The organism is Burkholderia sp. RF4-BP95, assembly GCF_001521985.1.
Taxonomy (GTDB): domain Bacteria; phylum Pseudomonadota; class Gammaproteobacteria; order Burkholderiales; family Burkholderiaceae; genus Burkholderia; species Burkholderia diffusa.
This window is the reverse complement of sequence record NZ_LOSX01000033.1, coordinates 17920-44650: the sequence shown is the minus strand read 5'-3', so window position 1 is coordinate 44650 and position 26731 is coordinate 17920. Positions and strand designations below refer to the sequence as shown.

The 26731-nt window shown below is 68.8% G+C and carries 25 protein-coding genes; 6 read left to right on the top strand and 19 right to left on the bottom strand.

What is annotated here, in order from left to right:
* Positions 1-6: 6 nt before the first annotated feature.
* From WS46_RS14190 to WS46_RS14170, 5 genes are all read right to left on the bottom strand, one after another.
* Positions 7-1368, bottom strand: a complete 1362-nt coding sequence (locus WS46_RS14190) for a FecR domain-containing protein (RefSeq protein ID WP_059524122.1) — start codon at positions 1366-1368, stop codon at positions 7-9.
* The gene (locus tag WS46_RS14185; protein WP_006402120.1) at positions 1365-2069 is read right to left on the bottom strand and encodes a response regulator transcription factor; all 705 of its coding nucleotides are present in this window, start codon (positions 2067-2069) and stop codon (positions 1365-1367) included. Before WS46_RS14185 ends, WS46_RS14190 begins: the two co-directional genes overlap by 4 nt.
* A gap of 264 nt (positions 2070-2333) precedes the next feature.
* On the bottom strand, positions 2334-2771 hold the full coding sequence (locus WS46_RS14180) for a hypothetical protein (RefSeq protein ID WP_059524120.1): 438 nt from the start codon (positions 2769-2771) through the stop codon (positions 2334-2336).
* Between the two features lie 226 nt (positions 2772-2997).
* On the bottom strand, positions 2998-3225 hold the full coding sequence (locus WS46_RS14175) for a sulfurtransferase TusA family protein (protein WP_006753156.1): 228 nt from the start codon (positions 3223-3225) through the stop codon (positions 2998-3000).
* A gap of 127 nt (positions 3226-3352) precedes the next feature.
* Positions 3353-4288 (bottom strand): LysR family transcriptional regulator, encoded by a 936-nt coding sequence (locus tag WS46_RS14170; RefSeq protein WP_059690898.1) that lies wholly within the window; start codon positions 4286-4288, stop codon positions 3353-3355.
* 107 nt (positions 4289-4395) lie between these two features.
* On the opposite strand from WS46_RS14170, the gene WS46_RS14165 reads away from it, so the two are divergent.
* A complete protein-coding gene (locus WS46_RS14165; protein ID WP_059690897.1) occupies positions 4396-5916 on the top strand; it encodes a CoA-acylating methylmalonate-semialdehyde dehydrogenase in 1521 nt (506 codons plus the stop codon).
* A gap of 62 nt (positions 5917-5978) precedes the next feature.
* On the opposite strand, the gene WS46_RS14160 is transcribed toward WS46_RS14165, so the two are convergent.
* The 8 genes from WS46_RS14160 to WS46_RS14120 all read right to left on the bottom strand — a co-directional run bounded on the left by WS46_RS14160 (position 5979) and on the right by WS46_RS14120 (position 15049).
* Positions 5979-6863: a MurR/RpiR family transcriptional regulator gene (locus WS46_RS14160; RefSeq protein WP_059524114.1), complete on the bottom strand. Its 885-nt coding sequence runs from the start codon at positions 6861-6863 to the stop codon at positions 5979-5981.
* Between the two features lie 284 nt (positions 6864-7147).
* Positions 7148-8320: a Gfo/Idh/MocA family protein gene (locus WS46_RS14150; protein WP_059690895.1), complete on the bottom strand. Its 1173-nt coding sequence runs from the start codon at positions 8318-8320 to the stop codon at positions 7148-7150.
* Between the two features lie 55 nt (positions 8321-8375).
* On the bottom strand, positions 8376-9302 hold the full coding sequence (locus tag WS46_RS14145) for a TIM barrel protein (RefSeq protein ID WP_059690894.1): 927 nt from the start codon (positions 9300-9302) through the stop codon (positions 8376-8378).
* Positions 9303-9387: 85 nt separating this feature from the next.
* The gene (locus WS46_RS14140; RefSeq protein WP_059690893.1) at positions 9388-10401 is read right to left on the bottom strand and encodes a Gfo/Idh/MocA family protein; all 1014 of its coding nucleotides are present in this window, start codon (positions 10399-10401) and stop codon (positions 9388-9390) included.
* A gap of 73 nt (positions 10402-10474) precedes the next feature.
* Positions 10475-11389, bottom strand: coding sequence for a sugar phosphate isomerase/epimerase family protein (locus WS46_RS14135; protein ID WP_059690892.1), 915 nt, complete (start codon positions 11387-11389; stop codon positions 10475-10477).
* 37 nt (positions 11390-11426) lie between these two features.
* On the bottom strand, positions 11427-12452 hold the full coding sequence (locus tag WS46_RS14130; RefSeq protein ID WP_040143986.1) for an ABC transporter permease: 1026 nt from the start codon (positions 12450-12452) through the stop codon (positions 11427-11429).
* Positions 12453-12479: 27 nt separating this feature from the next.
* A complete protein-coding gene (locus WS46_RS14125; protein ID WP_059690891.1) occupies positions 12480-14054 on the bottom strand; it encodes a sugar ABC transporter ATP-binding protein in 1575 nt (524 codons plus the stop codon).
* Between the two features lie 68 nt (positions 14055-14122).
* Complete coding sequence (locus tag WS46_RS14120) at positions 14123-15049, bottom strand: sugar ABC transporter substrate-binding protein (protein ID WP_059690890.1); 927 nt, start codon at positions 15047-15049, stop codon at positions 14123-14125.
* A gap of 308 nt (positions 15050-15357) precedes the next feature.
* Between WS46_RS14120 and iolC the strand changes: the two genes are divergently transcribed.
* From iolC to WS46_RS14095, 5 genes are all read left to right on the top strand, one after another.
* Complete coding sequence (iolC, locus tag WS46_RS14115; RefSeq protein WP_059690889.1) at positions 15358-17316, top strand: 5-dehydro-2-deoxygluconokinase; 1959 nt, start codon at positions 15358-15360, stop codon at positions 17314-17316.
* A 46-nt stretch (positions 17317-17362) separates the two neighbouring features.
* Entirely contained in the window at positions 17363-19246 is a 1884-nt protein-coding gene (gene iolD / locus WS46_RS14110) for a 3D-(3,5/4)-trihydroxycyclohexane-1,2-dione acylhydrolase (decyclizing) (protein ID WP_059690888.1), read from the top strand.
* A gap of 61 nt (positions 19247-19307) precedes the next feature.
* Positions 19308-20237: a myo-inosose-2 dehydratase gene (gene iolE / locus WS46_RS14105; RefSeq protein ID WP_059690887.1), complete on the top strand. Its 930-nt coding sequence runs from the start codon at positions 19308-19310 to the stop codon at positions 20235-20237.
* A gap of 42 nt (positions 20238-20279) precedes the next feature.
* Positions 20280-21098: a 5-deoxy-glucuronate isomerase gene (gene iolB / locus WS46_RS14100; protein ID WP_059690886.1), complete on the top strand. Its 819-nt coding sequence runs from the start codon at positions 20280-20282 to the stop codon at positions 21096-21098.
* Between the two features lie 92 nt (positions 21099-21190).
* Positions 21191-21685, top strand: coding sequence for a heme-degrading domain-containing protein (locus WS46_RS14095; RefSeq protein ID WP_059690885.1), 495 nt, complete (start codon positions 21191-21193; stop codon positions 21683-21685).
* Between the two features lie 22 nt (positions 21686-21707).
* Here the strand turns inward: WS46_RS14095 and WS46_RS14090 are convergent, their stop codons facing one another.
* From WS46_RS14090 to WS46_RS14065, 6 genes are all read right to left on the bottom strand, one after another.
* The gene (locus WS46_RS14090) at positions 21708-22454 is read right to left on the bottom strand and encodes a glucose 1-dehydrogenase (protein ID WP_059524088.1); all 747 of its coding nucleotides are present in this window, start codon (positions 22452-22454) and stop codon (positions 21708-21710) included.
* A 164-nt stretch (positions 22455-22618) separates the two neighbouring features.
* Entirely contained in the window at positions 22619-23323 is a 705-nt protein-coding gene (locus WS46_RS14085; RefSeq protein WP_059690884.1) for an ABC transporter ATP-binding protein, read from the bottom strand.
* Complete coding sequence (locus tag WS46_RS14080) at positions 23320-24069, bottom strand: ABC transporter ATP-binding protein (protein ID WP_059690883.1); 750 nt, start codon at positions 24067-24069, stop codon at positions 23320-23322. The genes WS46_RS14085 and WS46_RS14080 overlap by 4 nt, the downstream gene beginning before the upstream one ends.
* Complete coding sequence (locus WS46_RS14075) at positions 24066-25292, bottom strand: branched-chain amino acid ABC transporter permease (protein ID WP_059690882.1); 1227 nt, start codon at positions 25290-25292, stop codon at positions 24066-24068. Before WS46_RS14075 ends, WS46_RS14080 begins: the two co-directional genes overlap by 4 nt.
* On the bottom strand, positions 25285-26220 hold the full coding sequence (locus WS46_RS14070) for a branched-chain amino acid ABC transporter permease (RefSeq protein WP_059690916.1): 936 nt from the start codon (positions 26218-26220) through the stop codon (positions 25285-25287). The genes WS46_RS14075 and WS46_RS14070 overlap by 8 nt, the downstream gene beginning before the upstream one ends.
* Before the next feature lie 13 nt (positions 26221-26233).
* Positions 26234-26671, bottom strand: a complete 438-nt coding sequence (locus WS46_RS14065) for a thioesterase family protein (protein ID WP_059606502.1) — start codon at positions 26669-26671, stop codon at positions 26234-26236.
* Positions 26672-26731 lie beyond the last annotated feature (60 nt).

Here is a 26731-nt window from a genome sequence, read left to right as displayed (position 1 = left end):
CGCGGGTCAGCGCGACAACGTGAACGCGCTGACCGGACTCGTCTTCTGATAGAACTTGCCGCCTTCGAACTCCTCGACCGTCACCGCCCAGTAGTAGTCGCCGGGCGGCAGGTGCGCGACCGTGATCCGGTGCGCCTGCAGGCCCATCTGGTCGACCACCGGCGCGCTCAGGTCCTTCGAGCGCGACAACACGAAGCGATAACGCGCATCCTTGCTCGCGCCATTCGGCGACCAGCGGAACTCATAGCCGTTCGGGCCGGGCGACGCGGTCGCGTCGAGCCCCATCAGGCGCCGCTCGAACGCGTAAATGTGCGGCATGCCCTCGAGGCCGTTGTCGTCGATCGCGGCAATCCGGACGAAGTACGTACCGTTCGGCACCTCGCGGAACACCGCGCGCGACGAGACGGTGCGCGTTTCGCTGAACAGCTCCAGCATGCCCGCGTCGCGCGCGAGTTGCAGGTGATAGGCGTGCGCATGCTCGAGCGGCGCGATGTCGAACGTGAGGTCGGGCTCGTCCTGCACCTTGTCGGGATGCGTGAGCGCGGGCGCCGGCAGCAGTTGCACCGGTGCGCCGACCGCGCCGGACGACGTCGAGACGCTGCCGAAGTTCGCATGCACGAGCGTCGGATCGGCCGATTGCTGCTTGCCCGCGACGCCGACGGTGCCGTCGAGCACCTCGACGCGCGTCGCCGCGTTGCCGGCGGCGTCGTAGTTCACGCGGAAGCGCGTGCCGCGCACACCGGCCACGACCGACGGCGAGCGGATCTGGAAGCGGTCGTCGCGTTTCTTCAGGTGCGTGACCTCGCTGTCGACCGAGCCGCGCGTGAGTTCGAATACGCGATCGAGCGCGCCGGTCAGCACGGTGCGGCGCAAGGTCTTCAGGTCGAGCTGACTGTCGGGCGGCAGGCTCATGTGCGTGCCGTCGGCCAGTTCGAGCGTCAGGAAGCCGTTCGCGCCGGTGCGCACGCGGTCGCCCTCGGTGAGCGTCGCATCGCTCGCGAGCGGCGCGTACGCGTTGCCGGACGCGCGCTCGGCCGTGCCCTGCACCGCGACGACGCGCGCGGTCAGCTTTTCCTTGCGCAGACGCGCGACGGGCAACTTCAGCGCGATGCCCGGCTGCAGGCGCTTCGGCGCGGGCACGCCGTTGATCTGCTGCAGCAGTTGCCAGTCGTCCGAGCCCTGCAGGTAGCGCGCGGCGACGTCGTACAGCGTGTCGCCGGCCTGCGTGCGGTAGACGACCGTCTTGCCCACGGCAGCAGGCGGCTGCGCGACGGCCTGCTGTGCCGCGAACGCGAACGCGACCGCGCACGCCGCATGCAGTGCCGCCGTGCGCAAGCGCGCCGTGCGCTGCGTGATTCGCTGGGTCACTCCGGTTCTCCCTGGCCGACCCGCTCGAGCCGGTAGCCGTAGCCGTAGATCGGCGCGAGGCGATAGCCGTTTTCCGGCCGCAGGCCGAGCTTCGTGCGCAGCATCGATATGTGCGTGTCCATCGTGCGCGACGGAATGTCGGTCGCCTGCTTCCACACGAGATCGAGAATATGCGCGCGCGACAGCGGTCGATCGAGGTGCTGGAACAGCAGCAGCGCGAGTTCGAATTCCTTCTGCGTGAGGCTCACGGCCTTGTCGCCGACGTACGCCTGCTTCAGGTTCACGTCGAAGCGGAACTGGTCGAACTCGCGAACGGTCGCCTCAGCGTTGACCGGATACGCGCGGCGCAGCAGCGAGCCGATGCGCGCGCGCAGGATCGGGCCCGACACGGGCTTGACCACGTAATCGTCGGCGCCGGCATTGAGGATCTGCGTAATCCCCGCCTCGTCGTCGCGGCTCGTCATGAAGATGATCGGCAGGCTGTGCTCGGTCTGGTTCGCGCGCACCCACTTGAGCACTTCCTCGCCGGACATGTCCGGCACGTTCCAGTCGAGCACGAGCAGATCGAACGTCTCGCGCTGCAGACGCTTCTTCAGGGCCTTGCCTTCCTTGAACGCATAGCATGTGTGGCCAGCGGCCGTCAGCGTTTGACTGACGAAATCCGTCTGGGCCGGATCGTCATCCAGTACAGCAATTCTCATAGCACCCCGCAAATCGAAAACGATTCGTCCAGTTCAGCTCCCCGCGCTCACCCCGCGCAGCATGCGCGCGGCCTTCGACACCGGCCGGCGAGCCGTCGTTTGCCGAGCGCGCGACCTGCGCGGCACGGCCGCCCCGGGAAAATATCTCAAAAACGGGGCACGGACGAACCGGCGATTTCATCATAGTAGTATGAAATTCGCCAAGAAATTGCGCGGACTACGGTCCTTTATTCGAATAATCCTTCCCGTCGCGCGATTGCGCGCCTAGTCGGAGCCCGCCTTGCCGGCCTTCGGCTCGGCCAGATCGTCGGTCGACAGTCGCCGCAGCCGCGCGACCGGGAACGCCTCCGGCCGCCCCAGCATCCGCTCGAGCTGGCCGCGCACGCGCTCCCACGCCGGCGCCGCGTAGTCGGGCTGGCTCGCCGCCCACGTCTGCGCGAGATCGAACACGCGCTCGATCGTTGCGCCGCAATACGTGAGGCCCGCGCCATCGTCCTGCGCGGCGCCGCGCAGCCGTTCGTCGAGCGATTCGGCCAGCCACGGCATCTCGGCCGCCGCCGAATCGGCATATGCCTCCAGCGCGGCACGCGCGTGGCGATCCCGTTGCGGGTCGAGCTCGATCCGGCTCAACCCCGCCGCGCGTGCGGGCGCGATGCATTCCGCTGCGGACGGACTTCGAATGGTCCCTGGTCTGAAGGACATGTCCTCTCCCCGTTTGTACGACGGTAGCGTCAGGCATGGCCCCCGTGCCAACCTCGTATGACGTACCGTGGCCGGCGCATCCATCCGAGACGGACGACCGGCCGGGTCAGTATACGCAGCCGACCGTGCGACGAGGTTTAAGAATTGTCAGAGGTGTCAGAGGCGCGGCCGGACCGCAACGGGCGCTGCCCGTGCGGTTGCCGCAAGCGGCGCGTGATGCGGGCCGTCAGCGGCGGCGCATCAGGAACACGAACGTCTTGTCCTGGGTCGTCACTTCGACGATCTCGTTGCCCGTCTGCTTCGCGAACGCGGCGAAATCGCGCTGCGAGCCCGGATCGGTCGCGAGCACCTTGAGGATCTGCCCGCTCTCCATATCGGCGAGCGCTTTCTTGGCGCGCAGGATCGGCAACGGGCAATTGAGCCCGCGCGCATCCACTTCCTTGTGAATCTGCATCGGCTGTCGACCTTCGAATGACGCGCCACACGGGCGCGGGAGGAAGCGGCGATTTTACCGCAGCGCGGCCACCCCTGCCCGCGCGGCCGGAGCCCGGCCATACGACCGGCGCACCCGCCCTCGCCTGTCAGGCGCCCGTGAAACCGCCCGCGAGCCGCTCGCGCAGGTGCCTCACGAGCGCGCGCACCGCGCTCGGCACGACCGGGCTGTACGGCCGGATGGCGAAGATGTGGTCACCGAACGCGCCCGACGGTCGCCAGCCGTCGAGCAGCGCGACGAGCCGGCCGGCGTCGAGATCGCGCCGCGCGCTGAAATCCGGCAGCAGCGCGATGCCGAGCCCGCCGAGCGCGGCCTCGCGCATCGCCTCGCTGTTGTTCGCCGCGAAGCTGCCGCGCACGGGCACGCTCACGCGCTGGCGCCGGCGGCCGTCCGGCTCGAAGCTCCACGCCGCCGGTTCGTTGTCGCGCAGGTAGCACAGGCAGCTGTGGTCGACGAGCTCGCTCGGGTGGCGCGGCGTGCCGCGCGCGTCGAGGTAGTCCCGGCTCGCGACCAGCAACGAACGCGTGTCGCACAGCTTCCACGCGACGTGGGTTTGCGGCGCGGTCGTCGTATGGCGGATCGCGAGGTCGAAACCCTCCTGCGTCAGCGAATGCAGCCGGTCGGACAGGTCGAGTTCGATATGCACGCCCGGATGCTGCCGCAGGAAATCGGGCAAGTGCGGCACGACCTGCTGGCGCCCCAGCGCGACGGGCGCCGTCACGCGCAGCAGCCCGCGCGGCTCGCCGGCCAGGTCCTTCACGCGCGCGAAGTGCTGGCCGATCGATTCGAACGCGTCGCGGGTGCTGTCGACCAGCGTCTGCCCCGCGTCGGTGAGCCGCACGCTGCGCGTCGTGCGCCGCACCAGCGGCACGCCGGCCGCCTTCTCGAGATCGGCGATGCGCTGGCTCATCGCGGCCTTGCTGATGCCGAGCCGCTGCGCGGCGGCGGTGAAACTGCCTGCCGCCGCCAGCACCGTCAGCGAATGGATGTGCGGCCAGAGCGCCTGGACATTTTGCTGATTCATTCGCCGATTATTCAGAATTCTGAACAGTGAATCAAGCTGCGCGGCCTTCTCCCGCCCCGCCGCTTTGCCTAGACTAGGTTCCATCCACCCCCATCTCAGGAGACACGATGAACCCGGTTCCCGCCTACACGTCCGACGCCGACGTCGGCCACTACGTCGACGGCGCGCCCGTTGCCGGCCGCAGCGGCCGCTTCCAGGACGTCCTCAATCCGGCGCTCGGCCGCGCGGTGCGCCGCGTCGCGCTCGCCGACGACGACGAGGTGCAGCAGGCCGTCGCGTCCGCCCACGCCGCATTCCCGGCCTGGGCCGCCACGCCGCCGATCCGCCGCGCACGCGTGCTGCACCGCTTCCTGCAGCTGATGAACGAACACCGCGACGCGCTCGCGGCGATCATCACGGCCGAGCACGGCAAGGTGTTCTCCGACGCGCAGGGCGAGGTCGCGCGCGGCATCGACATCATCGAATTCGCATGCGGCGTGCCGCAGCTGCTGAAGGGCGACTTCACCGATCAGGTCAGCACCGGCATCGACAACTGGACGATGCGCCAGCCGCTCGGCGTCGTCGCCGGGATCACGCCGTTCAACTTTCCGTGCATGGTGCCGTGCTGGATGTTCCCGGTCGCGCTCGCGACGGGCAACACGTTCGTGCTGAAGCCGAGCGAACGCGACCCGTCGGCGGCGCTGTTCATGGCCGACCTGCTCACGCAGGCCGGCCTGCCCGCCGGCGTGTTCAACGTCGTGCAGGGCGACAAGGGCGCGGTCGACGCGCTGCTCGACCATCCGGACGTGCAGGCCGTCAGCTTCGTCGGCTCGACGCCGATCGCGGCTTACGTGCAGCAGCGCGCGGTGCAGTCGGGCAAGCGCGTGCAGGCGCTCGGCGGCGCGAAGAACCACCTCGTCGTGATGCCCGACGCGAACATCGAGCAGGCGGTCGACGCGCTGATCGGCGCCGCGTACGGCTCGGCGGGCGAACGCTGCATGGCGATCAGCGTCGCGGTGCTGGTCGGCGACGTGGCCGACAAGATCGTGCCGGCGGTCGCCGAGCGCGCGCGCAAGCTGGTGATCGGCGACGGGATGTCGCCGGAAGTCGAGATGGGTCCGATCGTCACCGGCGAAGCGCTCAAGCGTATCGAAGGCTATATCGAGCAAGGCGTCAGCGAAGGCGCGCAGCTCGTGGTCGACGGGCGCGGGCTGCGCGTGCCGGGCCGCGAGGCGGGCTTCTTCACCGGCGGCACACTGTTCGATCATGTGACGCCCGACATGCGCATCTACAAGGAGGAAATCTTCGGGCCCGTGCTCGGCTGCGTGCGCGTGAAGGACTTCGGCGAAGCGGTCGACCTGATCAACGCGCACGAGTTCGGCAACGGCGTGTCGTGCTTCACGAGCGACGGCGGCATCGCACGCGAATTCGCGCGGCGCATCCAGGTCGGCATGGTCGGCATCAACGTGCCGATCCCGGTGCCGATGGCATGGCACGGCTTCGGCGGCTGGAAGAAGAGCCTGTTCGGCGACATGCATGCATACGGCGAGGAAGGCGTGCGCTTCTACACGCGCCAGAAGTCGGTGATGCAGCGCTGGGCGTCGAGCATCGGCAAGGGCGCGGAATTCGCGATGCCGACCGCGAAGTAAGCGCGATGCGCATGCCGCCCGCCGGATGTGCCCGCGGGCGGCACGCATGCGCAAGGTCGGCGTCAGCCGGCCTTCGTGTCGTGGCCGCCGTCGGCGGTCGGCAGGTACGACAGCTCGAGCCGATAGGCGAGCGCCACGAACAGGCTCTGCGCGAGGCCCATCGTCGCGGTCAGCGCACGGAACCCGAACGTCGCGCTGTCCTGCACCATCAGCGTCACCTCGGCCTCCCGCGCCAGCGGGCTCATCCGGCTGTCGGTGATCGCGATCAGGCGCGCGCCGCGCTGCACGGCCTGCTGCGCGACCTGCACCGTCTCGTCCGCATACGGCATGAACGAGATCACGATCATCACGTCGCCCTCGCGCACCGACCGGATCTGCCCGAGATGCATGCTGCCGAGCGCGCTGAACAGGCCGATGCGCTTGTCGGTGTGCTGCAGCGCGTAGTCGAGATAGACGGCGATCGGAAACGCGCGGCGCGAGCCGGCGATCCAGATCGCCTGCGTGTCGGCGAGCAGGTCGACGGCCTGCGCGAGCGCCTGCGGGTCGAGCGTCTGCCGCAACTGTTGCATCCCGGCAATGCTGCCCTTGATGAATTCGTCGGCAATCTGCTCGGGTTGCAGGCTCGACGAGCCCGATTCGATCACGTCGCGCAATCGCAGGTTGTACGCGCGGCCCGGCGCGATCTGCTGGGCCAGGCCCTCGCGGAACAATCGCTGCATCTCGGAGAAGCCGGAAAAGCCGAAATGCTTCGCGAACCGCACGACGGCCGACGGCTGGACCCCGCACGCCTCCGCGAGCGACTGGATGCCTTCCAGGCCAAGCTGGTCCCGATGCGTTTCCACGTGACGCGCGATCACCTTCAAGCGATTGCTGAGGCCGTCGTACTCCTGCGTCAGATGCTGCAGGAACTGCTCGACGGTGGCGGGAGGTTTCTCGGATGAACTCATCGGATAGCGCGAAGTTGACGGCCCCGATGCGCGCGCGATACCGACGCACGCCGCCCGGGACTCACCTGTACACATGCATGAAGGGCGAATTTAATCACGTTTGCGGCACGGACCGCGCCGCACGCTCGCTCCCACGCGCTCGATCATCACCTGCACACGCTCCACGGCGGTAATGGAAACGATTTTCCAACGCGCTCGCCGTGCCGTAAAGATTAGGGCGTCTACCGACGCGGACGCCGACACCCGCCGCCGCTGGCCGATGACGCGCATCGGCCGTCCATGGCTCAACGATAGTCGACCCACACGCCGCCCGCATCGGCGGACCGCACGCAGTTCTCGACCCAGCGCACGCCTTCGACGCCCGCGTGGACGTCCGGAAAGCGGATCTGCTTCAATGCCTGCGCGTCGCCGCGGTCGGCCGCGTCCATCGCGAGCGCGAAACGCGCATACAGGTTCGACCACGCTTCGAACAGCCCTTCCGGATGCCCGGCGCCGATGCGATCCTCGCGCAAGGCGTGCGGATGCAGATAGCCCATTCCGCGATCGAGCACCTGCGCGGGTTGCCCCTGGATTTCGTAGCGCAACTGGTTCGGATGTTCGTCCCACCATTCGACGCTCGCCTTCGAGCCGATCACGCGCACCTTCTGCCCGTGCATCGAGCCCGCGTTCACCGCGCTCGACCAGACGTAGCCGATCGCGCCCGTGTCGTATTCCATGATCGTGAACGCGTTGTCCTCGAGCGGCGCGCGGCTCTTCACGAAGCTTTGCCGCGAGCACATCAGACGGCGGATCTTCAGCTCGGGCGCCATCACTTCCGAGATGTACAGCGGATGCGTGCCGATGTCGCCGAGCACGTAGCTCGGGCCCGCGAATTTCGGGTCGACGCGCCAGCGGGCGGCCGCGCTCGCGGCCTCGACGCCCTCGCTGTGGAAGCCGTGCGCGAACTGCATCTGCACGATGCGGATCTCGCCGAGATCGCCGCGCGCGATCATTTCGCGCGCCTGCTCGATCATCTGGTGACCTGAATAACCGTACGCGACGCCGACGATGCGGTTCTTCTCGACGGACAGCCGCTGCAGCGTCTCGGCCTCCTCGGTCGTGAAGCAGAGCGGCTTCTCGCAAACCACATGAAGCCCCGCGTTCAGCGCCGCGCGGCAAATTTCGAAGTGCGTATTGTTCGGCGTCGCGATGGACACCGCGCGAATGCCGTCGGCGCGCTTCGCCTCGACCTCGAACATCGTCCGGTAGTCGGAATAGCAGCGCTCGGCGTCGACGCCGAGCTTCACGCCGAACTGCCGGCCGCGCTCGGCATCGATGTCGAATGCGCCGGCGACCAGCCGGAAGCTGCCGTCGCGCAACGCGGCCGACCGGTGGCTGTAGCCGATCTGGCTGCCGAGCCCGCCGCCGACCATGCCCCAGGGAATCGAATGTCCGAGCAGAATCTGTCCGTCGATCATGATTGTCGTGTTCCTGTCCGTGTTCAGTGTTCAGAATGTCTGGGCCGACGGCCGATTACGCGAATCCGGCCGACGCGAGGAACGCGCGGCTCGCCGCGACGTCGCGCAGGCTCGTGCCGGCATTGCGCGGATCGCGCTCCTGTTCGATCGTGATGTAGCCCGCATAGCCGATGTCGTCGAGCGCGCGACGGATCGCGCGGTAGTCGAGCACGCCGTTGCCGATCGGGCACATCACGCCGCGCGCGCACGCCGCGAAGAACGCGATGTGTTCGCCCATCACCGCGTGGTACACGGCCGCGTCAATATCCTTGAAATGCACGTAGTCGAGCCGCGCCGCGTGACGGCGCAGCCACGTCTCGGGATCCATCCCCGAGTAGTACAGGTGCCCGGTGTCGAGACAGAGGCCCGCCGTATCGGCAGCGATGTCGGCGACGATCCGGTCGATCTCGTCCGCGAACTCGATGTAGCCGCCCGCATGCGGATGGATCACCGCGCGCACGCCGAATTCGTCGCGCGCGATCGTCGCGATCTCGCGAATGTGGTCGACCATGCGCGCCCAGCGCTCGTCGGACAGGCGCGGCGCACGATCGGCATGGCCGGCCGCGTAGTCGCGTTCGTCGTGCCCCCAGTCCATCACGACCAGGTACGGCGCCGCATGGCGCTGACCCGGCTGCGTCGGCAGCTTCGGCAAGCGCGAGATGAGCGCGCAAATCTCGCGCGTCTGGCGCAGCAGGTTCGGCAGGTTCTCCGGCGACACCAGGTCGTCGAAGATCGTGCCGGCGGTGATACTCAAGCGCTGCCGTTCGAGCTCGGCGCTCACCACGTCGAGCTCGAGCGGGATGTAGCCGTACGGGCCGAGCTCGATGCCCGAATAGCCCGCCTCCGCAGCTTCGGCGAGCACGCGCCGCCACGGCGGCAGGTGCGGGTTCTTCACATCGTCGACGCCCCAGCAGCAGGGCGCGCAGCCAATCTTCATCGTCATGTCGGTCGGTTCATCAGGAAAGCGGCGCGCGGCCGCGAGCGTGGCCGCATGAACACGCGGCCCGGTATCAGCGTGTTCAGCCTGTTCAGCCGCGATAAAACGCCGGACGTTCGGCCATCGCGATCGGCTCGACCGCCCCGCTCTGCTGCGCGCGCACGCACGCATCGGCCGCGACCGCCGCCGCATAGCCGTCCCATGCGGACGGGCCGGTCAGCGCCCCGTGTCGCACGCCGTCGACGAACGCCTGCAGCTCGACGTCGTACGACGCGATGAAGCGCTCTTTCCAGTCGGTCATGATCTCGACCGACTGCCGCGCCGCATGCTTGAGCCCGACCGCGGGCGGATCGGGCAGCTTCGCGATGCCGTTCTCGCCGACCACCTCGCACTGGATGTCATAGCCGTACTGGCAGTTGACGAAGATCTCGACGTCGATGCGCACGCCGCTCGCGGTTTCGAGCAGCACGATCTGCGGATCGGCGAGATGCGCGCTCGCATGACGCGTCTTCTTCGGGTAGACGACCTGCGCGCTCGTGTAGTCCTCGCCGAGCAGCCAGCGCAGCACGTCGAGTTCGTGGATCAGCGTGTCGGTGATCGCCATGTCGGTCGTATAGCGCTCGCCGACCGACTGGTTGCGGTGCGCGCAATGCAGCATCAGCGGCGCGCCGATCTCGCCGCCGTCGATCACGCGCTTCAGCGCGCGATAGCCTTCGTCGTACGGCCGCATGAAGCCGACCTGCACGAGCCGCTTGCCGTGCGCGACCTCGGCCTCGACGATGCGCATGCAGCCGTCGGCCGTCACCGCGAGCGGCTTCTCGCAGAACACCGGCTTGCCGTGCGCGATCGCGTCGAGCACGAACGCTTCGTGCGTCGGCCCCCACGACGTGACGAGCACGGCCTGCACGTCGGCGGCCGCGACCACCTCGTGGCCGTCGCCGTAGATTTCCGCGTCGAGCCCGTACTTCGTCACCGCGTCGCGCGCCTGCTGCGGATCGATGTCGTTGACGGCCACCACGCGCGCGCCGGACAGCGTGCGTGTGAGCCTGCGGATATGGTCCTGGCCGATCGCGCCGCAGCCGATCACGCCGATTTGCAAGGTCATCCGGATATCTCCAGTCTGTCGTTCATCAACGGCACGGCCCGTGCCGCGCCGGTCAGCAATGGTTCCAGGCGGGTCAGCGCGCGGTCGCCCGATCGAAATGGCGCTCGACGTAGCGCTGGATCGTGTCGCGCATGTAGCGCGACGACGCTTCGGCGCGGTCCTCCCACGCGAACACACACGACGACATCACGCCGTCGAAGCCGACGCTGCCGAGTGCGCGGAAAAACACGTCCCAGTCGATCTCGCCCTGCCCGATGTCGAGATGCTGGTGCACGCGGATCTGGTTCGAGCCCGGCGGGTTCACGATGTAGCGTAGCTGGCTGCTCTTGCGGTGATCGAAGGTGTCGGCCACGCGCACGTGCGCGAGGATCGGCGCGGCGGCCGCGATCATCGCCGCCATGTCGTCGCCGTAGTAGAACGTGTGCGGCGCGATGTACGACAGTTTCAGCGACGGCGAGCCGATGTTCGTGACGATGTCCATCGCCGGCTGCAGCTGCTCGATCCAGTCCTCCGGATGCGGCTCGACCGACAGCACGATGCGTTCGCGCTCGAGGATCGGCAGCAGCTCGTCCATCGAACGGAACCATGCGGCTTCGCACAGCTCCTTCGGGTTCGCGCCCGGCCGTTCGCCGACCGAGCGCTCCGGCGACGCACCGCGCCCGAATTCGGACACCATCAGCGGGCATTCCATCTCGACCGCGACCTCGATCGCCTTCTTCCAGCAGCGCACGGCCCACTGCCGCTCGTCGTCGAACGGGCTGGCCCAGCGATACATCGGCTGCAGCGACGCGAGGCCCACGCCGCTTGCGCGCAACGCGTGCCGGAACGCGGCCATGCGCTCGCGCGTCGCGCGCGGCATCACCCACCAGTCGAGAAAGTCGCTGCGCGGGGACAGCTCGATCTGGTCGTAGCCGAGCTCGGCGACGGCATGCGGCAGCCGGTCGAGCGGCAGGTGGCGAATCATGTAGGGATCCAGAGCGATCTTCATCTTCTTCCCGGAAGGTTGGACATTCGGACGTGGCGAATCAGCGCCGCGACTTCTTGTTGCGATACTGGTCGGCGATCACGGCCGCGACGATGATCGCGCCCTTGACCATTTCCTGGTAATACGCGTCGATCCGGATGAACGTGAAGCCCGACGTCATCACGCCGAGGATCAGCACGCCGATCACGGTGCCCGTCACGCGCCCGAGACCGCCCGACAGCGACGTGCCGCCGATCACGACGGCCGCGATCGCGTCGAGCTCGTACATCACGCCCATGCCCGACTGGCCGGAAATCGCACGCGCGGCCGTCACGGTGCCCGCGATTCCGCTCAGCAAGCCCGCGATCGCATAGACGAATACCAGGTGGCGCGTCACGTTGATGCCCGACACGACGGCCGCGTGGCGGTTCGCGCCGATCGCATACGTGTACTTGCCGAAGCGCGTGTAGCGCAGCACGACGTGGAAGATCGCCGCCACCACGACGAAGATGATCACCGGGTTCGCGCCCGCGCCGATCGCCGCGAACTGGTCGGTCAGCATCGACACCGGCATCCCGTTGGTGAACCACTTCGCGAAGCCGCGCGCGGCAACCATCGTGCCGAGCGTCGCGATGAACGGCGGGATCCCCGTCAGCGCGATCAGCGAGCCGTTCAGGAGTCCGACCAGCAGGCCGACGCACACGCCGGCCAGCACCGGCCAGATGACCGGCAGGTCGGTCAGGTGCGGGAACACCGCGCGCGGAAAATCCGACACCTGTGCGAGGCTGGCCGACACGACGGCCGCCGCGGCGACGACCGACCCCGACGACAGGTCGATCCCGCTGGTGATGATCACGAGGTTCACGCCGACCGCGATGATGCCGATCACGGCCATCTGCAACACGATGATCTCGAGCCGCTCCGCGTTGAACAGGAAGCTCTGGCCGACGACGAGCCAGCCGATCACCTCGAAGAACAGGCTGATGCCCACCAGCACGAGGAAGATGCTCAGTTCGGGCGGCCACTTCGCGTGCCGCGTCTTGATCGTCATGGACTGTGCGTCCGCGACCGGGTTCAGGTTGCCCATTTCAGTTGTCTCCATGCTTGTTGCGGCTCAGCGCGAGGCCAGGTCCATGATGCGGACCTGGTCGGCGTCCTTGCGCTCGACGATGCCGGTCATCCGGCCTTCGTGCATCACCATCACGCGGTCGCTCATGCCGAGCACTTCCGGCATTTCCGACGAGATCATCAGAACCGCGACGCCCTTGCCGGCGAGCGCGCTGACGAGCCGGTGGATCTCGGCCTTCGCGCCGACGTCGATCCCGCGCGTCGGCTCGTCGAGGATCAGGATGCGCGGTTGCGTCAGCAACCATCTGCCGATCAGCACCTTCTGCTGGTTGCCGCCCGACAGGTTCTGGATTTCCTCGTGCAGCCCCGGCGTCTTCACGCGCAGCATCCGGCTCATTTCCTCGCAATCGCGCTTCAACTGCGCCTGCCGCACGAAATTGAACTTCACGTAGCGGTTGCTGAGCACCGCCGCTTCCATGTTCGCGAGCAGGTCGAGATTCAGGAAGCAGCCGGTGTCCTTGCGGTCCTCGGTGAGGAACGCCATCCCGTGCTTCATCGCCTGCGCGGGCGTGGAAATTCGCACCGGCTTGCCGTCGATCCGGATCTCGCCCGAGGTCGCCGGCACGACGCCGAACAGCGCCTCCGCGACGTTCGAGCGCCCCGAGCCGACGAGGCCCGCGACGCCGAGGATCTCGCCCGCGCGCAGCTCGAAGCTGACGTCGCGGAACACGCCGCCGACGCCGAGGTTCTTCACGGCCAGCACGACGTCGCCGATCGGCACCTCCTCCTTCGGGAACATCTGCGTGATCTCGCGGCCGACCATCATCCGGATGATGTCGTCGCGCGTGACGTCGGTCGACGCATGCGTGCCGATGTACTTGCCGTCGCGGAACACCGAGAACTCGTCGGCGATCTCGAACAGCTCGTTCATCTTGTGCGTGATGTAGACGATGCCCTTGCCCTGCTCGCGCAGCTGGCGAATGATCCGGAACAGGTGCGTGACCTCCTTGTCGGTCAGCGCGGAGGTCGGCTCGTCCATGATCAGCACGTCCGAGTCGAACGACACCGCCTTCGCGATCTCGACCATCTGGCGGCTCGCGACCGTCAGCGTGCGCACGTCGGCTTCGGGGTCGATGTCGATCGACAGCCGCTCGAACAGCGCGGCGGTGCGGCGGCGCAGCTCGGCGTGATCGATCAGGCCGAAGCGGTTCTTCGGTTCGCGGCGGATCCAGATGTTCTCCGCGACCGTCATGTACGGCATCAGGTTGAGTTCCTGGTGGATCATCGCGATCCCGCGATCGAGCGCGTCGAGCGGACCGCTCAGCACGACCGGCTCGCCGTTGATCAGGATCTCGCCCTGGTCGGGCGTGTAGACGCCGGCGATGATCTTCATCAGCGTCGACTTGCCGGCGCCGTTCTCGCCCATCAGCGCATGCACGGTGCCGCGGCGCACGCGGAACTGCACGCCGTCGAGCGCGACGACGCCGGGAAACGACTTGCCGACGCCGCGCACCTCGAGCAGGCAATCGTCGACGGGCGCACCGGACGAACCCGACGCGGCGAACGAGGCGGCCGGCGCGCTTTCGCTGGCCATCGAGCGCGCCATCCTGGCTGTAAACATGGACGTTCCTCGAAAGTCACACGCGAACCCGGACGCGCCGGGCTCGCGCAATTCAGCGGAAAAACCGGTCAGTGCTTCGCGTACTGGTTCATGTTCTCCGGCGTGACCAGCTCGAACGGCACGTTCACGTAGCGGTCGACCGGCTGCTTCTTCGCGAGCTTCAGCGCGGTCGCGACGGCCTGCGCCCCCTGCCCGGCCGCGTTCTGGTACACGGACACCTTCAGGTCGCCGCTCTTCATCGCCGCGAGCCCGTCCGGCGTCGCGTCGATGCCCGCGACGACCGTCTTCGGCGTCAGCTTGCGCGCGGCCTTCAGCGCGTTGATCGCGCCGATCGCCATTTCGTCGTTGTTCGACACGATCGCGTCGAACTTCGTCCCCGAGCTCAGCCAGTTCATCGTGATGTCCTGGCCCTGCGTGCGGCTCCACTTGCCTTCGCGCTTGTCGACGATCTTCATGCCGGAACAGTCCTTGGTCGCGATCACGTCCTCGATGTCCTTGGTGCGCGCGCGCGCCGACTCGTTGGACAGCTCGCCCATCAGCACGAGGATGTCGCCCTTGCCGCCGAGCAGCTTGCACACCTGGCGCGCCTGCAGCGTGCCCGACTGCTTCTCGTCGGACGCGACCACCGCGACGCCGGCCGGCAGCTTGTCGAAATCGACCGGCTTGCGGTTCACGTAGACGAGCGGAATCTTCGCGGCGGTCACCATCTTCGTGATCTTCGGCGTCGCGTCGGTGTCGACCGCATTCACGATGATCGCGTCGACCTTCTGCGCGATCATGTTCTGGACCTGGCTCAACTGCTTGCCGACGTCGTTGCCGCCGTCCTCGATCTGTACGGTCGCGCCGTCCTTCTTCGCCGCGTCGCCGATGCTGTTGCGCAGGATCGTCAGGAACGTGTCGTCGAACGATGCCATCGTCACGCCGATCTTCTCGGCATGCGCGAGCGGCATGGCCAGGATCGCGGCGGCCGCGGCGGCCATCAGCTTGGTCTTCATGATCACTCTGTCTCCTCATCTCCGGGGGGCGGAAAACGGCGCGTTGCGCGCCGCCGGGCCGAGTCCGATAACGGACTGAAGCATCCGGATGAAACTGTAGATCACTTCGTCGAAAATTTGGAAATTTATTTCTACGTGATTTCACCTAGGGAACTGGATTTCCAAAAAGTCTAGACTCCGTTCCGTAGCCCGAGTCGTTGCGGCACGCGCATTCGCGTCGCGTCGCGACATGCGACGAAGATCCGTCGCTGGATCGGTCCCCAATCCGCCGGCAAGGTCGAACGCCGGCCGCGAGCGTGATACGTGATATGAGCCCGTTGAACTTTCCGACTGACCGCCCCATCGATCTCGCCTGCCTCGGCCGCGTCGCCGTGGACCTTTACGCGCAACAGTACGGCAGCCGCCTGGAAGACGCGCGCAGCTTCCAGATGTATCTCGGCGGCTCGTCGGGCAACGTCGCGTTCGGCGTCGCCCGGCTCGGGCTGAAGACCGCGATGATCTCGCGCGTCGGCGACGAGCAGATGGGCCGCTTCGTGCGCGAGACGCTCGAACGCGAAGGCTGCGACACGAGCCAGCTGCAGACGGATCCGGAACGGCTGACCGCGCTGGTGCTGCTCGGTCTGAAGGATCGCGACACGTTCCCGCTGCTGTTCGTGCGCGAGAACTGCGCGGACATGGCCGTGCGCGCCGACGCAATCCGCGAGGACTTCATCGCCGGTTGCCGCGCGCTCGCGATCACCGGCACCCATCTGTCGACGCCGGGCACCCGCGAAGCATCGCTGACCGCGCTCGGCTACGCGCGCCGCCACGGTGTCGTGCGCATTCTCGACATCGACTATCGGCCGGTGCTGTGGGGGCTGACCGCGCGCGGCGCGGGCGAGAACCGCTACGTGCCGGACGCGCAGGTCACGCGCCAGTTGCAGCAGGTGCTCGGCGAGTTCGACCTGCTGGTCGGCACCGAGGAGGAATTCCTGATCGCGGGCGGCGTGCCGCACGACCTGATTGCATCGCTGCAGGCCGTGCGTCGCGCGAGCGGCGCGGCGCTGGTGGTCAAGCGCGGTGCGCTCGGCTGCTGCGTGATCGAGGGCGACATCCCCGCGCGTATCGAGGATGCGCCGACCTTCCACGGCGAGCGCGTCGACGTGCTGAACGTGCTCGGCGCGGGCGACGCGTTCCTGTCCGGCCTGCTGTCCGGGCTGCTGCGCGGGCGCGACTGGGCCGAATCGACGCGCATCGCGAACGCGTGCGGCGCGATCGTCGTGTCGCGCCACGCGTGTTCCGCCGCGATGCCGACGCCGGCCGAACTCGCGCACTGGTTCGGCGGCAGCCGCAGTCCGCGGGTGGACGCCGATCGCACGCTCGCGCACCTGCACCGTGTGACGGTGCCGCGCCGCGAATGGGACGACCTGTGCGTGATGGCGTTCGACCATCGCAGCCAGTTCTACGAACTCGCGGTGCAGGCCGGCGCGGACGAGACGCGGATCAAGACGCTGAAGCGCCTGCTCGTGCGCGCGGCCGAACAGGTCGAGCGCGATCGCCATATCGAAGGCCATGTCGGCGTGCTGATCGACGGCGGCGCGTACGGCAGCGACGCGCTCGCGTCGGCCACCGGCCGCGGCTGGTGGGTCGGCCGCCCGGTCGAACTGCCCGGCTCGCGGCCGCTGTGTTTCGACGACACGCGCTCGGTCGGCTCGTCGCTCACGCACTGGCCGACCGAGCAGGTCGTGAAGTGCCTCGTCCACTACCACCCCGACGACGACGTCGACCTGCGCGTCGCGCAGGAGCAGCGCGTGCTGGAGCTGTGGGAAGCCACGCGCGCGAGCGGCAACGAGCTGCTGCTGGAAATCATTCCGCCGCGCGCGGTCACGCCGGCCGGCACCGAGGACGACGCGGTGCTGCGCACGGTCGCGCGCTTCTACAACCTCGGCGTGATGCCCGAGTGGTGGAAGCTCGCGCCGATGAGCGCCGACGGCTGGGCGCGGCTCGAAACGCTCGTGGCCGAGCGCGATCCGTACTGCCGCGGCGCGGTGATCCTCGGGCTGAACCAGCCGTTGCAGTACCTCGTCGACAGTTTCCGCTCGGCGACCAACCCGATCGTCAAGGGCTTCATGGTCGGCCGTACGCTGTGGGCCGACGCGTCGCTGCACTGGCTCGCCGGCCGGATCGACGACCAGGCGCTGATCGACGAAGTGGCCGGCAATTTCGCGCAGCTGGTCGACGCCTGGCTCGGCCGCCGTGCCGCCGCGCGCGCCGCGGCGGCAGCCTGATGCAGATGTCCGTGATGACCACCCGACTCCTCCTGATCGACAGACGATGACCACCACCGTGAGACTGACCGTCAGCCAGGCGCTCGTGCGCTATCTGGCCGCCCTGCGCGCCGAAGTCGTCCAGCCGGACGGCCGCACCGAAATCCTGCCGTACTGCGGCGGCGTGTTCGCGATATTCGGGCACGGCAACGTGGCCGGGCTCGGCGAGGCGCTGCACGCCGAAAAGGACCGGCTGCCGACGTTCCGCGCGCACAACGAGCAAGGCATGGCGAATGCGGCCGTCGCGTTCGCGAAAGCGAATTTCCGCCAGCGGATGATGGCCGCGACGTCGAGCATCGGCCCCGGCGCGACCAACATGCTGACCTCCGCCGCGCTCGCGCACGTCGGCCGGCTACCGCTGTTGCTGCTGCCCGGCGACGTGTTCGTGTCGCGGTTGCCCGACCCGGTGCTGCAGCAGGTCGAGGATTTCGAACAGGGCGACGTCAGCGCGAACGACTGCTTCCGGCCGGTGACGCGCTACTTCGACCGGATCACGTCGCCGGAGCAGCTGCTCGTCGCGCTGCCGCGCGCGATCCAGGTGATGACCGACCCCGCGCAGTGCGGGCCCGTGTGCCTCGCGCTGCCGCAGGACGTGCAGACCTTCGCGTACGACTGGCCGGAGGAATTCTTCGCGCCGCCGGTGATCCGGATGCGCCGGCCACCCGCCGACGCGCTCGAACTCGCGGACGCGCTGGACGTGCTGAAGGCCGCGAAGAAGCCGCTGATCGTCGCCGGCGGCGGCGTGCTGTACAGCCAGGCATGGGATGCGTTGTGCACGTTCGCCGACACGCACGGCGTGCCGGTCGCCGAATCGCAGGCCGGCAAGGGCAGCCTCGCGTGGGACCACCCGCTGAACCTCGGCTCGATCGGCGTGACGGGCTCGCCCGCCGCGAACCGCGCAGCCGCGCAGGCCGACGTGGTGTTCGCGGTCGGCACGCGCCTGCAGGATTTCACGACCGGCTCGCACGCGCTGTTCGGCAACGCGACTCTGCTGAGCCTGAACGTGCAACCGTTCGATGCGGGCAAGAAACGCGGCCGGCAATTGATCGCCGACGCGCGCACCGGCCTCGGCCAGCTGTCGGCCGCGCTCGCGGGCTGGCAGGCGGATGCGGCGTGGACCGCCGCGAACCGCGACCAGGCCGCCGCGTGGAACGCGCGCGTGACCGAGCTGACCACGCGCGTGCCGAAGGACACGCTGCCGTACGACGCGGAAGTGATCGGCGCGGTGCGCGACTCCGCGGCCGACGCGGAGCGCGACAGCGCGCGCGACGATCTCGTCGTGTGCGCGGCCGGCACGCTGCCGGCCGAGCTGCACAAGCTGTGGCGCAGCGGCGTGCCGGGCAACTATCACATGGACTACGCGTACTCGTGCATGGGCTACGAGGTCGCGGGCGGCCTCGGCGCGAAGCTCGCGCGGCCCGAGCGCGAAGTGATCGTGATCGTCGGCGACGGCTCGTACATGATGCTCAACGCGGAGCTCGCGACGTCCGTGATGCTCGGCCGCAAGATCATCGTCGTGATCCTCGACAACCGCGGCTACGGCTGCATCGAGCGGCTGCAACTGAACTGCGGCGGTGCGAGCTTCAACAACATGCTCGACGACTGCGTGCCCGAGGGCGGCGAACGCTCGACGATCGACTTCGCGATGCATGCGCGCGCGATGGGCGCCGAAGCCGTGCACGTGCGCGACGTCGGCGAACTGCGCAGCGAAATGAAGCGTGCGCGCGCGGCGAAGACGAGCCAGGTCATCGTGATCGACACGACGCACGAGCGCACGACCGCGGACGGCGGCGCATGGTGGGAAGTCGCGGTGCCGCAGGTGTCCGCGCGCGCCGGCGTCGGCGATGCGCATCGCGCGTATCTCGACGCGAAGACCCGGCAGCGGCGCTGACACGCTTTCCGTTTCAATCCTCCGCCCCGCGACGACAACAATCGAACCAAGGAAGCAAGTCATGAGCTGGAACGTTCGCATCGGTATCAATCCCCTGTCGTGGATGAACGACGACCTGCCGTCGCTCGGCGGCGAGACGCCGCTCGAGACGGCGCTGAAGGAAGGCGCCGAAATCGGCTATGCGGGCTTCGAGCTCGGCAACAAGTTTCCGAAAACGGGCCCCGAGCTGAAGGCGAAGCTCGCCGAATTCGGGCTCGTATGCGTGTCGGGCTGGTATTCGGGCTTCCTCGCGGAAGTCGAACCGGGCATGAGCGATGCCGATGCGCTCGCCGCCGAAATCGAGCGCTGCCGCGCGCACATGACGAAGCTGCAGTTCAACGACGTGAAGGTCGCGGTGTACGGCGAATGCGCGGGCACGATCCAGGGCAGCATCGACACGCCGGTCGCGAAGCGTCCGCGTTTCGTCGACGACGAAGCCTGGCGACGCTACGCGGCACGCCTCGACGCATTCGGCGCGTACCTGCTCGAGACCTACGGGATCAAGCTCGCCTACCATCACCACATGGGCGCATACGTCGAATCGCCCGCCGACGTCGACCGGCTGATGGCGCTGACCGATCCGGCGAAGGTGTTCCTGCTGTTCGACACGGGCCACGCGTATTTCGGCGGCGCGGCCGATCCGGTCGCACTGCTGAAGAAACACGTGTCGCGCGTCGTGCACGTGCACTGCAAGGACGTGCGGCCGCAGGTCGTCACGCAGGCGCGCAACGGCGGCTGGAGCTTCCTGAACGGCGTGATCAACGGCACCTTCACGGTGCCGGGCGACGGCGCGCTCGATTACGAAGCGACGCTGCGCACGCTGAAGGACGCCGGCTACGAAGGCTGGCTCGTGGTCGAGGCCGAGCAGGACCCGGCCGTCGCGCCGAGCTATCAGTATGCGAAGAAGGGCTACGAATCGCTGCGCGCGATCGTCGACCGGTTGAGCGCTTAAGCCCCGTCACCCCGCTGTCACCCCATTGTGGAGCCCCGTTCCATGACGATTTCTCCCCTGCTGGTCAAGGCATCCGCCGACCGCGAAATCTGCAACGTGACGCCCGAGTCGGCCGGCTGGAAACACGTCGGCTTTCGCGCGCTGCGCCTGAAGACCGGCGACACCGAAACGCTCGATACCGGCGCGCGCGAACTGTGCGTCGTCGTGCTCACGGGCACGCTGCGCGCGCAAGTCGACGGCGAGACCTACGATGCGCTCGGCAAGCGCGACAGCGTGTTCGAGGAAGTGTCGCCGGACGCGCTGTACGTGCCGGGCGGCAAGACCGTCACGCTGGTCGCGACGCGCGATGCGGAAGTCGCGCTGTGCACCGCGCCTTACGCGAGCGGCGACAAGCGCGTGCAACGCCTCGACGGCGAACGGATGCGGCGCGCGGTGCGCGGGCAAGGCACCAACACGCGCTACGTGTGCGACATCCTGATGGGCGACAACCCGGCGGCCGATCGCCTGCTCGTCGTCGAAGTGATCACGCCCGCGAGCCACTCGAGCAGCTATCCGCCGCACAAGCACGATCGCGACGCGGCGCCGGACGAAACGTCGCTCGAGGAAACCTATTACCACCGGATCGATCCGCCGCAGGGTTTCGCGTTTCAGCGCGTGTACACGGACGATCGCAGCCTCGACGAAACGTGCACGGTCGAGAACCACGACGTGGTGATGGTGCCGCGCGGCTATCACCCGGTGGTCGCGCCGCATGGCTACAACCTGTATTACCTGAACGTGATGGCCGGGCCGAGCCGCGCGTGGGCATTCAAGAACGACCCCGCGCACGAATGGATGCTCGACGCGGCACCCAGGCGCTGACGCGTTGATGCGCTGAACGATCGACGGCTCGCGCGCGACACGCAGGACGAGAACGCGTGCCCGAGCCGGATTTGCGACGACACGGAGCTGCCATGGCGACCCCCTTCCCCCGCTTCGCACCCGCGCCCTTCGGCGACACCGCGTCGACTCCGACGCTGTCGCACTTCGATGCCGACGTCGCGCGCCGGCTCGGCGACATCGCCGTCAATCTCGCGGCGCGCCGGGGACTGCCGATCGCGGTCGGCATCGTCGGCGAAGCCGCGCCGCTGTTCTACTGCGCGCTGGACGGCAGCCGCGCGAACGACAGCGACGCGATCCGCCGACGACAGAACACGGTGTTCCGTTTCGGCGTCAGTTCGCTCGAGGTCGGCGCGCGCTTTCGCCGCGCCGGCTGGTCGTTGCAGTCGCAGGGATTGTCGGAAGTCGACTATGCGCTCGACGGCGGCGGCGTGCCGTTGCGGCTTGCCGGCGGCGGCATCGTCGGCGCGATGACGATCGCGGGGCTCGACGACGCATGCGATCACGCACTCGTCGTCGAAAGCCTGCGCTGGCATGTCGGCGCGAACGCGCTCGCGATGAGCGCGTAGCCGCGCGCGCCGACTCGCGCGGTCAGTGCAGCCCGCCGCTCGCGACGAGGCGCTCGCCGGTCAGCCAGCGGGAGTCGTCCGATGCGAGGAACACGGCGACCGACGCGATGTCGTCCGGCTCGCCGAGGCGGCCGAGCGGCGTTTCGCTGAGCACCTGCTTCTCGAGATCCGAACCGATGATGCCCGCGCTGTGCGTGCCTTCGGTCACGATCATGCCCGGGTTGATCGCGTTCACGCGGATCTTGCGCGGGCCCAGCTCGAGTGCGAGCACGCCGGTGATCGCGTCGACGGCGCCCTTCGTGCCGCTGTATACGGCGCTCGCGGGCGGCGTGATGCTCGTCACCACCGAGCTGATGTTGATGATGCTCGCGCCTTCGCCGAGATGCTTGACGGCGGCCTGCGTGGTCAGCAGCACGCCGAACACGTTCGTGTCGAATTGCCGGCGGTAGTGCTCTTCGGTGATCGCCTCGATCGGCGCGAATTCGTACACGCCGGAATTGTTGACCAGCACGTCGAGACGGCCATAGGTCTCGATCGCGGTGTCGACGATGCGCTGGGCGTCCGCTGCCTTCGACACGTCGCCGCCGACCGCGACCGCGCGGCCGCCCGCCTCGACGATCGCGCTCACGACCGCGTCGGCACCGGCCTTGCTGCTCGCGTAGTTGACCACGACCGCCGCGCCTTCGGCGGCCAGCGCCTTCGCGATCGCGGCGCCGATCCCCTTGGAGCCGCCCGTGACGATCGCTACCTTGCTTGCCAGCTTGCTCATGATTTCATTCCTCAGTCGGAAGACTTTCGATGGATGGGTGCCGATCGCGCCAGTCGCGGCGCACACCGGCCTTGCTGGCAATATTGGCGGCTCGCGCGACGGCGATAAAGCGGCTCGACGCGAATTGACTGGCGGAGTTATCCGAACAATCGGCGGACGGACGGTCAGCCGGCACTCAACCATGCACTGACGACGTCGGCGCCGAGCCCGTCCAGCGGGCCGTCGTAGACGATCCGACCGCGCCCCATCACCGCGACGCGCCGCGCGAGCCGCGGCGCGAGTTGCAGCCGCTGCTCGATCAGCAGGATCGCGACGCCGTCGGCCTGCAGCGCGGCGAGACACGCGCCGACCTCGTCGACCGCGAGCGGTGCGAGCCCTTCTGCCGGTTCGTCGACGATCAGCACGCGCGGGCGGCCGGCGAGCGCGCGCACCAGCGCGAGCACCTGCTGTTCGCCGCCCGACAGCCGTCCGGCCTTCACGTCCGCCCGCGCGGCCAGCAGCGGAAAGCGCACGAGCAACCGGTCGAGCGCCGCGCGTTCGGCCGCGCCGTGCACGCCGCGCAGCCCGAGCCGCAGGTTGTCGCGCACGCTCAGCAGCGGAAACACGTCGCGGCTTTCAGCAACGTAAGCGACCCCGCGCCGCGCGATCTCGAACGTGCGCGCGCCCGCGCATTCGGCGCCGGCGATGCGCACCGAGCCCGCTGTGCGTACGAGCCCCATCACGGCCTTCGCGAGCGTCGAGCGGCCCGAGCCGTTGCGGCCGAGCAGCGCGAGCGTCTCGCCCGGCGCGAGCGCGAGATCGACGCCGTCGAGCACGGGCTGCATTCCGTACCACGCGCGCAGGCCACGAATGTCGAGCAGCACGCTCATGCGCCCTCGCCAAGATAGGCCGCACGCACGGCCGGGTCCGCGCGGATCGCGTCGGGTGCGCCGGTCGCGACCACCGCGCCGCGCACGAGCACCGTGATGCGCTCGGCGAAGCCGAACACCGCATCCATGTCGTGCTCGATCATCAGCACCGTGCGGCCCTGCGTCGTCGCGCGGATCAGCGCGATCATCCGCGCCGCCTGATCGCGGTTCATGCCGGCCGTCGGTTCGTCGAGCAGCAGCGTGCGCGCGCCGCTCGCGAGCGCGATGCCGAGATCGAGCGCGCGCTGTTCCGCGTAGCCGAGTTCGCCGGCCGGCGTGTCGCGCCGCGCATCGAGACCGATGTCGCTCAGCACGCGCGCGGCCGCGCGATCGACCGACGCGGATTCGCGCAGCCGGTTCCACCAGCGCCGCCGCTCGGCCGGCGCATGCAGCGCCGCGCAGCGCAGGTTGTCGAACACGCTCAATCGCGCGAACGCGCTCGTCTGCTGGAAACTGCGGCCGATGCCGAGCCGGCTCGCCACGACCGGCCCGCGCCCGCGCAGCTCGACGCCGTGCAGCATGACGCGCCCGCGCGTCGGCCGCGTCGCGCCGGCGATCACGCCGAACAGCGTCGACTTGCCCGCGCCGTTCGGCCCGATCAGCGCGTGACGCTCGCCGGCCGGGACGTTCAGCTCGATGCCGTCGAGGACGGTCTGCGCACCGAAGCGCTGCACGATCCCGTGCAGCGCGATCGCGTTACCGTTCATCGCCCGTCCTCCCGCTTGCCGTGCCCGTGGTTCTGGAACCGCGCGCGCCAGCCCCACAGCAACGTGCCGATGCCGGCCGCCGAGCATGCGACGGCCCAGCCCGCCGGCGCGTCGGCGTCGATGCCCCACGCGCCGAACGCGATGCCCGCGCCGTCGTCCTGCGCGAAGCGCCATGCATAGCCGAGTTCGGCCGCGCAGACGATCGCGACGGCCCAGAACGCACATGCGCCGATGCCGCACAGCACGCGCCAGCGCTCGGCGGGCGGCGCGTCGCCGCGCGACGCATGCGCAAGCGTCTGCGCGATGCCCGCGATCCCGCGCGGCGCGGCGACGACGACCGCGACGAACAGCACGCCGAGATACAGCGCCCAGGCGCGCGACACGCCCGCGACGACGATGCTCAGCGCGGTCAGCACCACCGCGCCGGCCGCCGGCCCGAAGAACGTGCCGGTGCCACCGATCACCGCGGCGATCAGCACGGTCGCCGAACGCGCCATCGACACGCTGTCGGGCGTCGCGATCTCGACGTCGATCAGCGTCAGCGTGCCGGCAATGCCCGCGAAGAACGACGCGCAGGTCACCATTGCGAGCCGCACGCGACGCGGCTCGGTGCCGAGCGCGGCAACGCGCGCGGGGTTGTCGCGCACCGCGTTCGCGAGCCGCGCGAGCGGCGTGCGCGTCAACGCGTGCATCGCCACCGCGGAGACGATGCACCACGCGGCAATCACGGCATAGGCCTGCGTTTCCGCGCCGAAATGCCAGCCGCCCAACGGCGTGCCGCTCGCGCGATCGATCGGTACGCCGCCGAGGCCGCCGAACCACGCGGGCACGCTCCACGCCGCGGCCGCGACGCACTCGCCGAGACCGAGCGTGATCATCGCGAACACGGTGCCCGCGCGGCGTGTCGCGAGCAGGCCGGCGACGAACCCGAAGCCCGCGCCGGCCACCCCGCCGACGAGCGGCAACAGCGGCAGCGGGCCACCGACATGATTGAACCAATGTGCGGCGGCGAATGCGCCAAGGCCCGCGAACGCGGCATGACCGAACGACAGCAGCCCCGTCGTGCCGAGCTGCAGGTTGTACGACAGCGCGAGCACGACGAGCGCGGCCGTCTGTGCGAGATAGCCGAGCACCGCGCCATGCGGCCACAGCCACGCCGGCAGGATCAGGCACGCGGCGAACGGCACCCAGCGCAGTGCGCCGGCCCGTGCGCGGCTAGCCATCGACACGCTCGCCGAACAGGCCGCGCGGACGGGCGACCAGCACCGCGACGAGCAGCAGGTACGGGACCAACGGTGCGAGCTGCGCGATCGACACGGCAGCGACGCTGTCGGGCAGCGCGACGCCCGACCATTGCGCGAGGTCGCGCAACGACGTGTCGCTGGCCGCCGCGAAGGTCTGCGCGAAGCCGACCGCGAGCGATGCGACGAACGCGCCGCCGAGCGAGCCGAGCCCGCCGATCACGACGACCGCGAACACGACCGACCCGACGGTCTCGGCCAGCGCCGGTTCGATCACCGCGAGCGGCGCGCCGATCACGCCGGCCAGCGCCGCGAGCGCCGTGCCCGCGCCGAACAGCCCCGTCATCATGCGCGGCACGTCGTAGCCGAGCGCCTCGACGGCCGCGCGGTGCGTGAGCGCGGCGCGCACGACGAGCCCGATGCGCGACGCGCGCAGCAGCACGCCGAGCGCGACCAGCATCGCCGTGGACATCGCCATCATGAAGAGCCGGTAGCGCGGCAGCGCGAGGCCGAACACGGCCACGGGCGCGCCGTCGAACAGCGGCGGCACCGGGGCCGGCAGCGGCGCGAGGCCCCAAAAAAGTTTCGCGCCCTCGCCGATCAGGTATGCGAGCCCGAAGGTCAACAGCAGCTCGCTCGTGTGCCCGTGCGGCTGTACGCGGCGCAGCAGCCAGCGCTCGCAGCCGGCGCCGAGCAGCCCGACCGCGAGCGGCGCGAGCGCGAGCGCGGGCCAGAAACCCGCGCGGGCCGCGATGCTGTATCCGATGTAGGCGCCGAGCATGTAGAAGCTCGCATGCGCGAAGTTGAGCACGCCCTGCACGCTGAAGATCAGCGTGAGGCCGGCCGACAGCATGAACAGCAGCAACCCGTAGCTGAGGCCGTTGAACGCCTGGAGCGCGAACGCGTGCACCGCCACGCGCCCGTCAGCCGGCGAGCGGTTCGAGCGCCGCGCGCAGCGCGTCGGGCAGCGGCACCGGGCGGCGCGTGCCGCGATCGACGTACACATGCACGAAATGCCCCTGCGCGGCCGGCGCGGCCTCCCCTGCCGCGAACAACCCGATCTCGTAGCGCACGCTCGACGTGCCGAGCTTCGCGACGCGCAGCCCCGCATCGACCGACTGCGGAAACACGAGCGGCGCGAAGTAGTTGCACTGCGTCTCGACCACGAGCCCGATTGTCTGCCCGTGCTCGACGTCGAGCACACCCGCGCGGATCAGGTATTCGTTCACGACGGTGTCGAAGTAGCTGTAGTACACGACGTTGTTCACGTGTCCGTAGACGTCGTTGTCCATCCAGCGGGTCGTGATCGGCAGGAAGTGGCGATAAGCGTCGCGGGAACGCGGCTGCGGCTTGTCGGACATGGCGATGGCGGTCAGGAGGAAGAAGACGAAGCGGACCGCGCGCGGTGGCCGTGCGAGACG

Bases quoted from the DNA above. Each gene is read 5' to 3' on its own strand.
- WS46_RS14185 (WP_006402120.1), bottom strand. From the start codon at position 2,069: ATGAGAATTGCTGTACTGGATGACGATCCGGCCCAGACGGATTTCGTC.
- WS46_RS14180 (WP_059524120.1), bottom strand. From the start codon at position 2,771: ATGTCCTTCAGACCAGGGACCATTCGAAGTCCGTCCGCAGCGGAATGC.
- WS46_RS14175 (WP_006753156.1), bottom strand. From the start codon at position 3,225: ATGCAGATTCACAAGGAAGTGGATGCGCGCGGGCTCAATTGCCCGTTG.
- WS46_RS14170 (WP_059690898.1), bottom strand. From the start codon at position 4,288: ATGAATCAGCAAAATGTCCAGGCGCTCTGGCCGCACATCCATTCGCTG.
- WS46_RS14165 (WP_059690897.1), top strand. From the start codon at position 4,396: ATGAACCCGGTTCCCGCCTACACGTCCGACGCCGACGTCGGCCACTAC.
- WS46_RS14160 (WP_059524114.1), bottom strand. From the start codon at position 6,863: ATGAGTTCATCCGAGAAACCTCCCGCCACCGTCGAGCAGTTCCTGCAG.
- WS46_RS14150 (WP_059690895.1), bottom strand. From the start codon at position 8,320: ATGATCGACGGACAGATTCTGCTCGGACATTCGATTCCCTGGGGCATG.
- WS46_RS14145 (WP_059690894.1), bottom strand. From the start codon at position 9,302: ATGACGATGAAGATTGGCTGCGCGCCCTGCTGCTGGGGCGTCGACGAT.
- WS46_RS14140 (WP_059690893.1), bottom strand. From the start codon at position 10,401: ATGACCTTGCAAATCGGCGTGATCGGCTGCGGCGCGATCGGCCAGGAC.
- WS46_RS14135 (WP_059690892.1), bottom strand. From the start codon at position 11,389: ATGAAGATCGCTCTGGATCCCTACATGATTCGCCACCTGCCGCTCGAC.
- WS46_RS14130 (WP_040143986.1), bottom strand. From the start codon at position 12,452: ATGGGCAACCTGAACCCGGTCGCGGACGCACAGTCCATGACGATCAAG.
- WS46_RS14125 (WP_059690891.1), bottom strand. From the start codon at position 14,054: ATGTTTACAGCCAGGATGGCGCGCTCGATGGCCAGCGAAAGCGCGCCG.
- WS46_RS14120 (WP_059690890.1), bottom strand. From the start codon at position 15,049: ATGAAGACCAAGCTGATGGCCGCCGCGGCCGCCGCGATCCTGGCCATG.
- iolC (WP_059690889.1), top strand. From the start codon at position 15,358: ATGAGCCCGTTGAACTTTCCGACTGACCGCCCCATCGATCTCGCCTGC.
- iolD (WP_059690888.1), top strand. From the start codon at position 17,363: ATGACCACCACCGTGAGACTGACCGTCAGCCAGGCGCTCGTGCGCTAT.
- iolE (WP_059690887.1), top strand. From the start codon at position 19,308: ATGAGCTGGAACGTTCGCATCGGTATCAATCCCCTGTCGTGGATGAAC.
- iolB (WP_059690886.1), top strand. From the start codon at position 20,280: ATGACGATTTCTCCCCTGCTGGTCAAGGCATCCGCCGACCGCGAAATC.
- WS46_RS14095 (WP_059690885.1), top strand. From the start codon at position 21,191: ATGGCGACCCCCTTCCCCCGCTTCGCACCCGCGCCCTTCGGCGACACC.
- WS46_RS14090 (WP_059524088.1), bottom strand. From the start codon at position 22,454: ATGAGCAAGCTGGCAAGCAAGGTAGCGATCGTCACGGGCGGCTCCAAG.
- WS46_RS14085 (WP_059690884.1), bottom strand. From the start codon at position 23,323: ATGAGCGTGCTGCTCGACATTCGTGGCCTGCGCGCGTGGTACGGAATG.
- WS46_RS14080 (WP_059690883.1), bottom strand. From the start codon at position 24,069: ATGAACGGTAACGCGATCGCGCTGCACGGGATCGTGCAGCGCTTCGGT.
- WS46_RS14075 (WP_059690882.1), bottom strand. From the start codon at position 25,292: ATGGCTAGCCGCGCACGGGCCGGCGCACTGCGCTGGGTGCCGTTCGCC.
- WS46_RS14065 (WP_059606502.1), bottom strand. From the start codon at position 26,671: ATGTCCGACAAGCCGCAGCCGCGTTCCCGCGACGCTTATCGCCACTTC.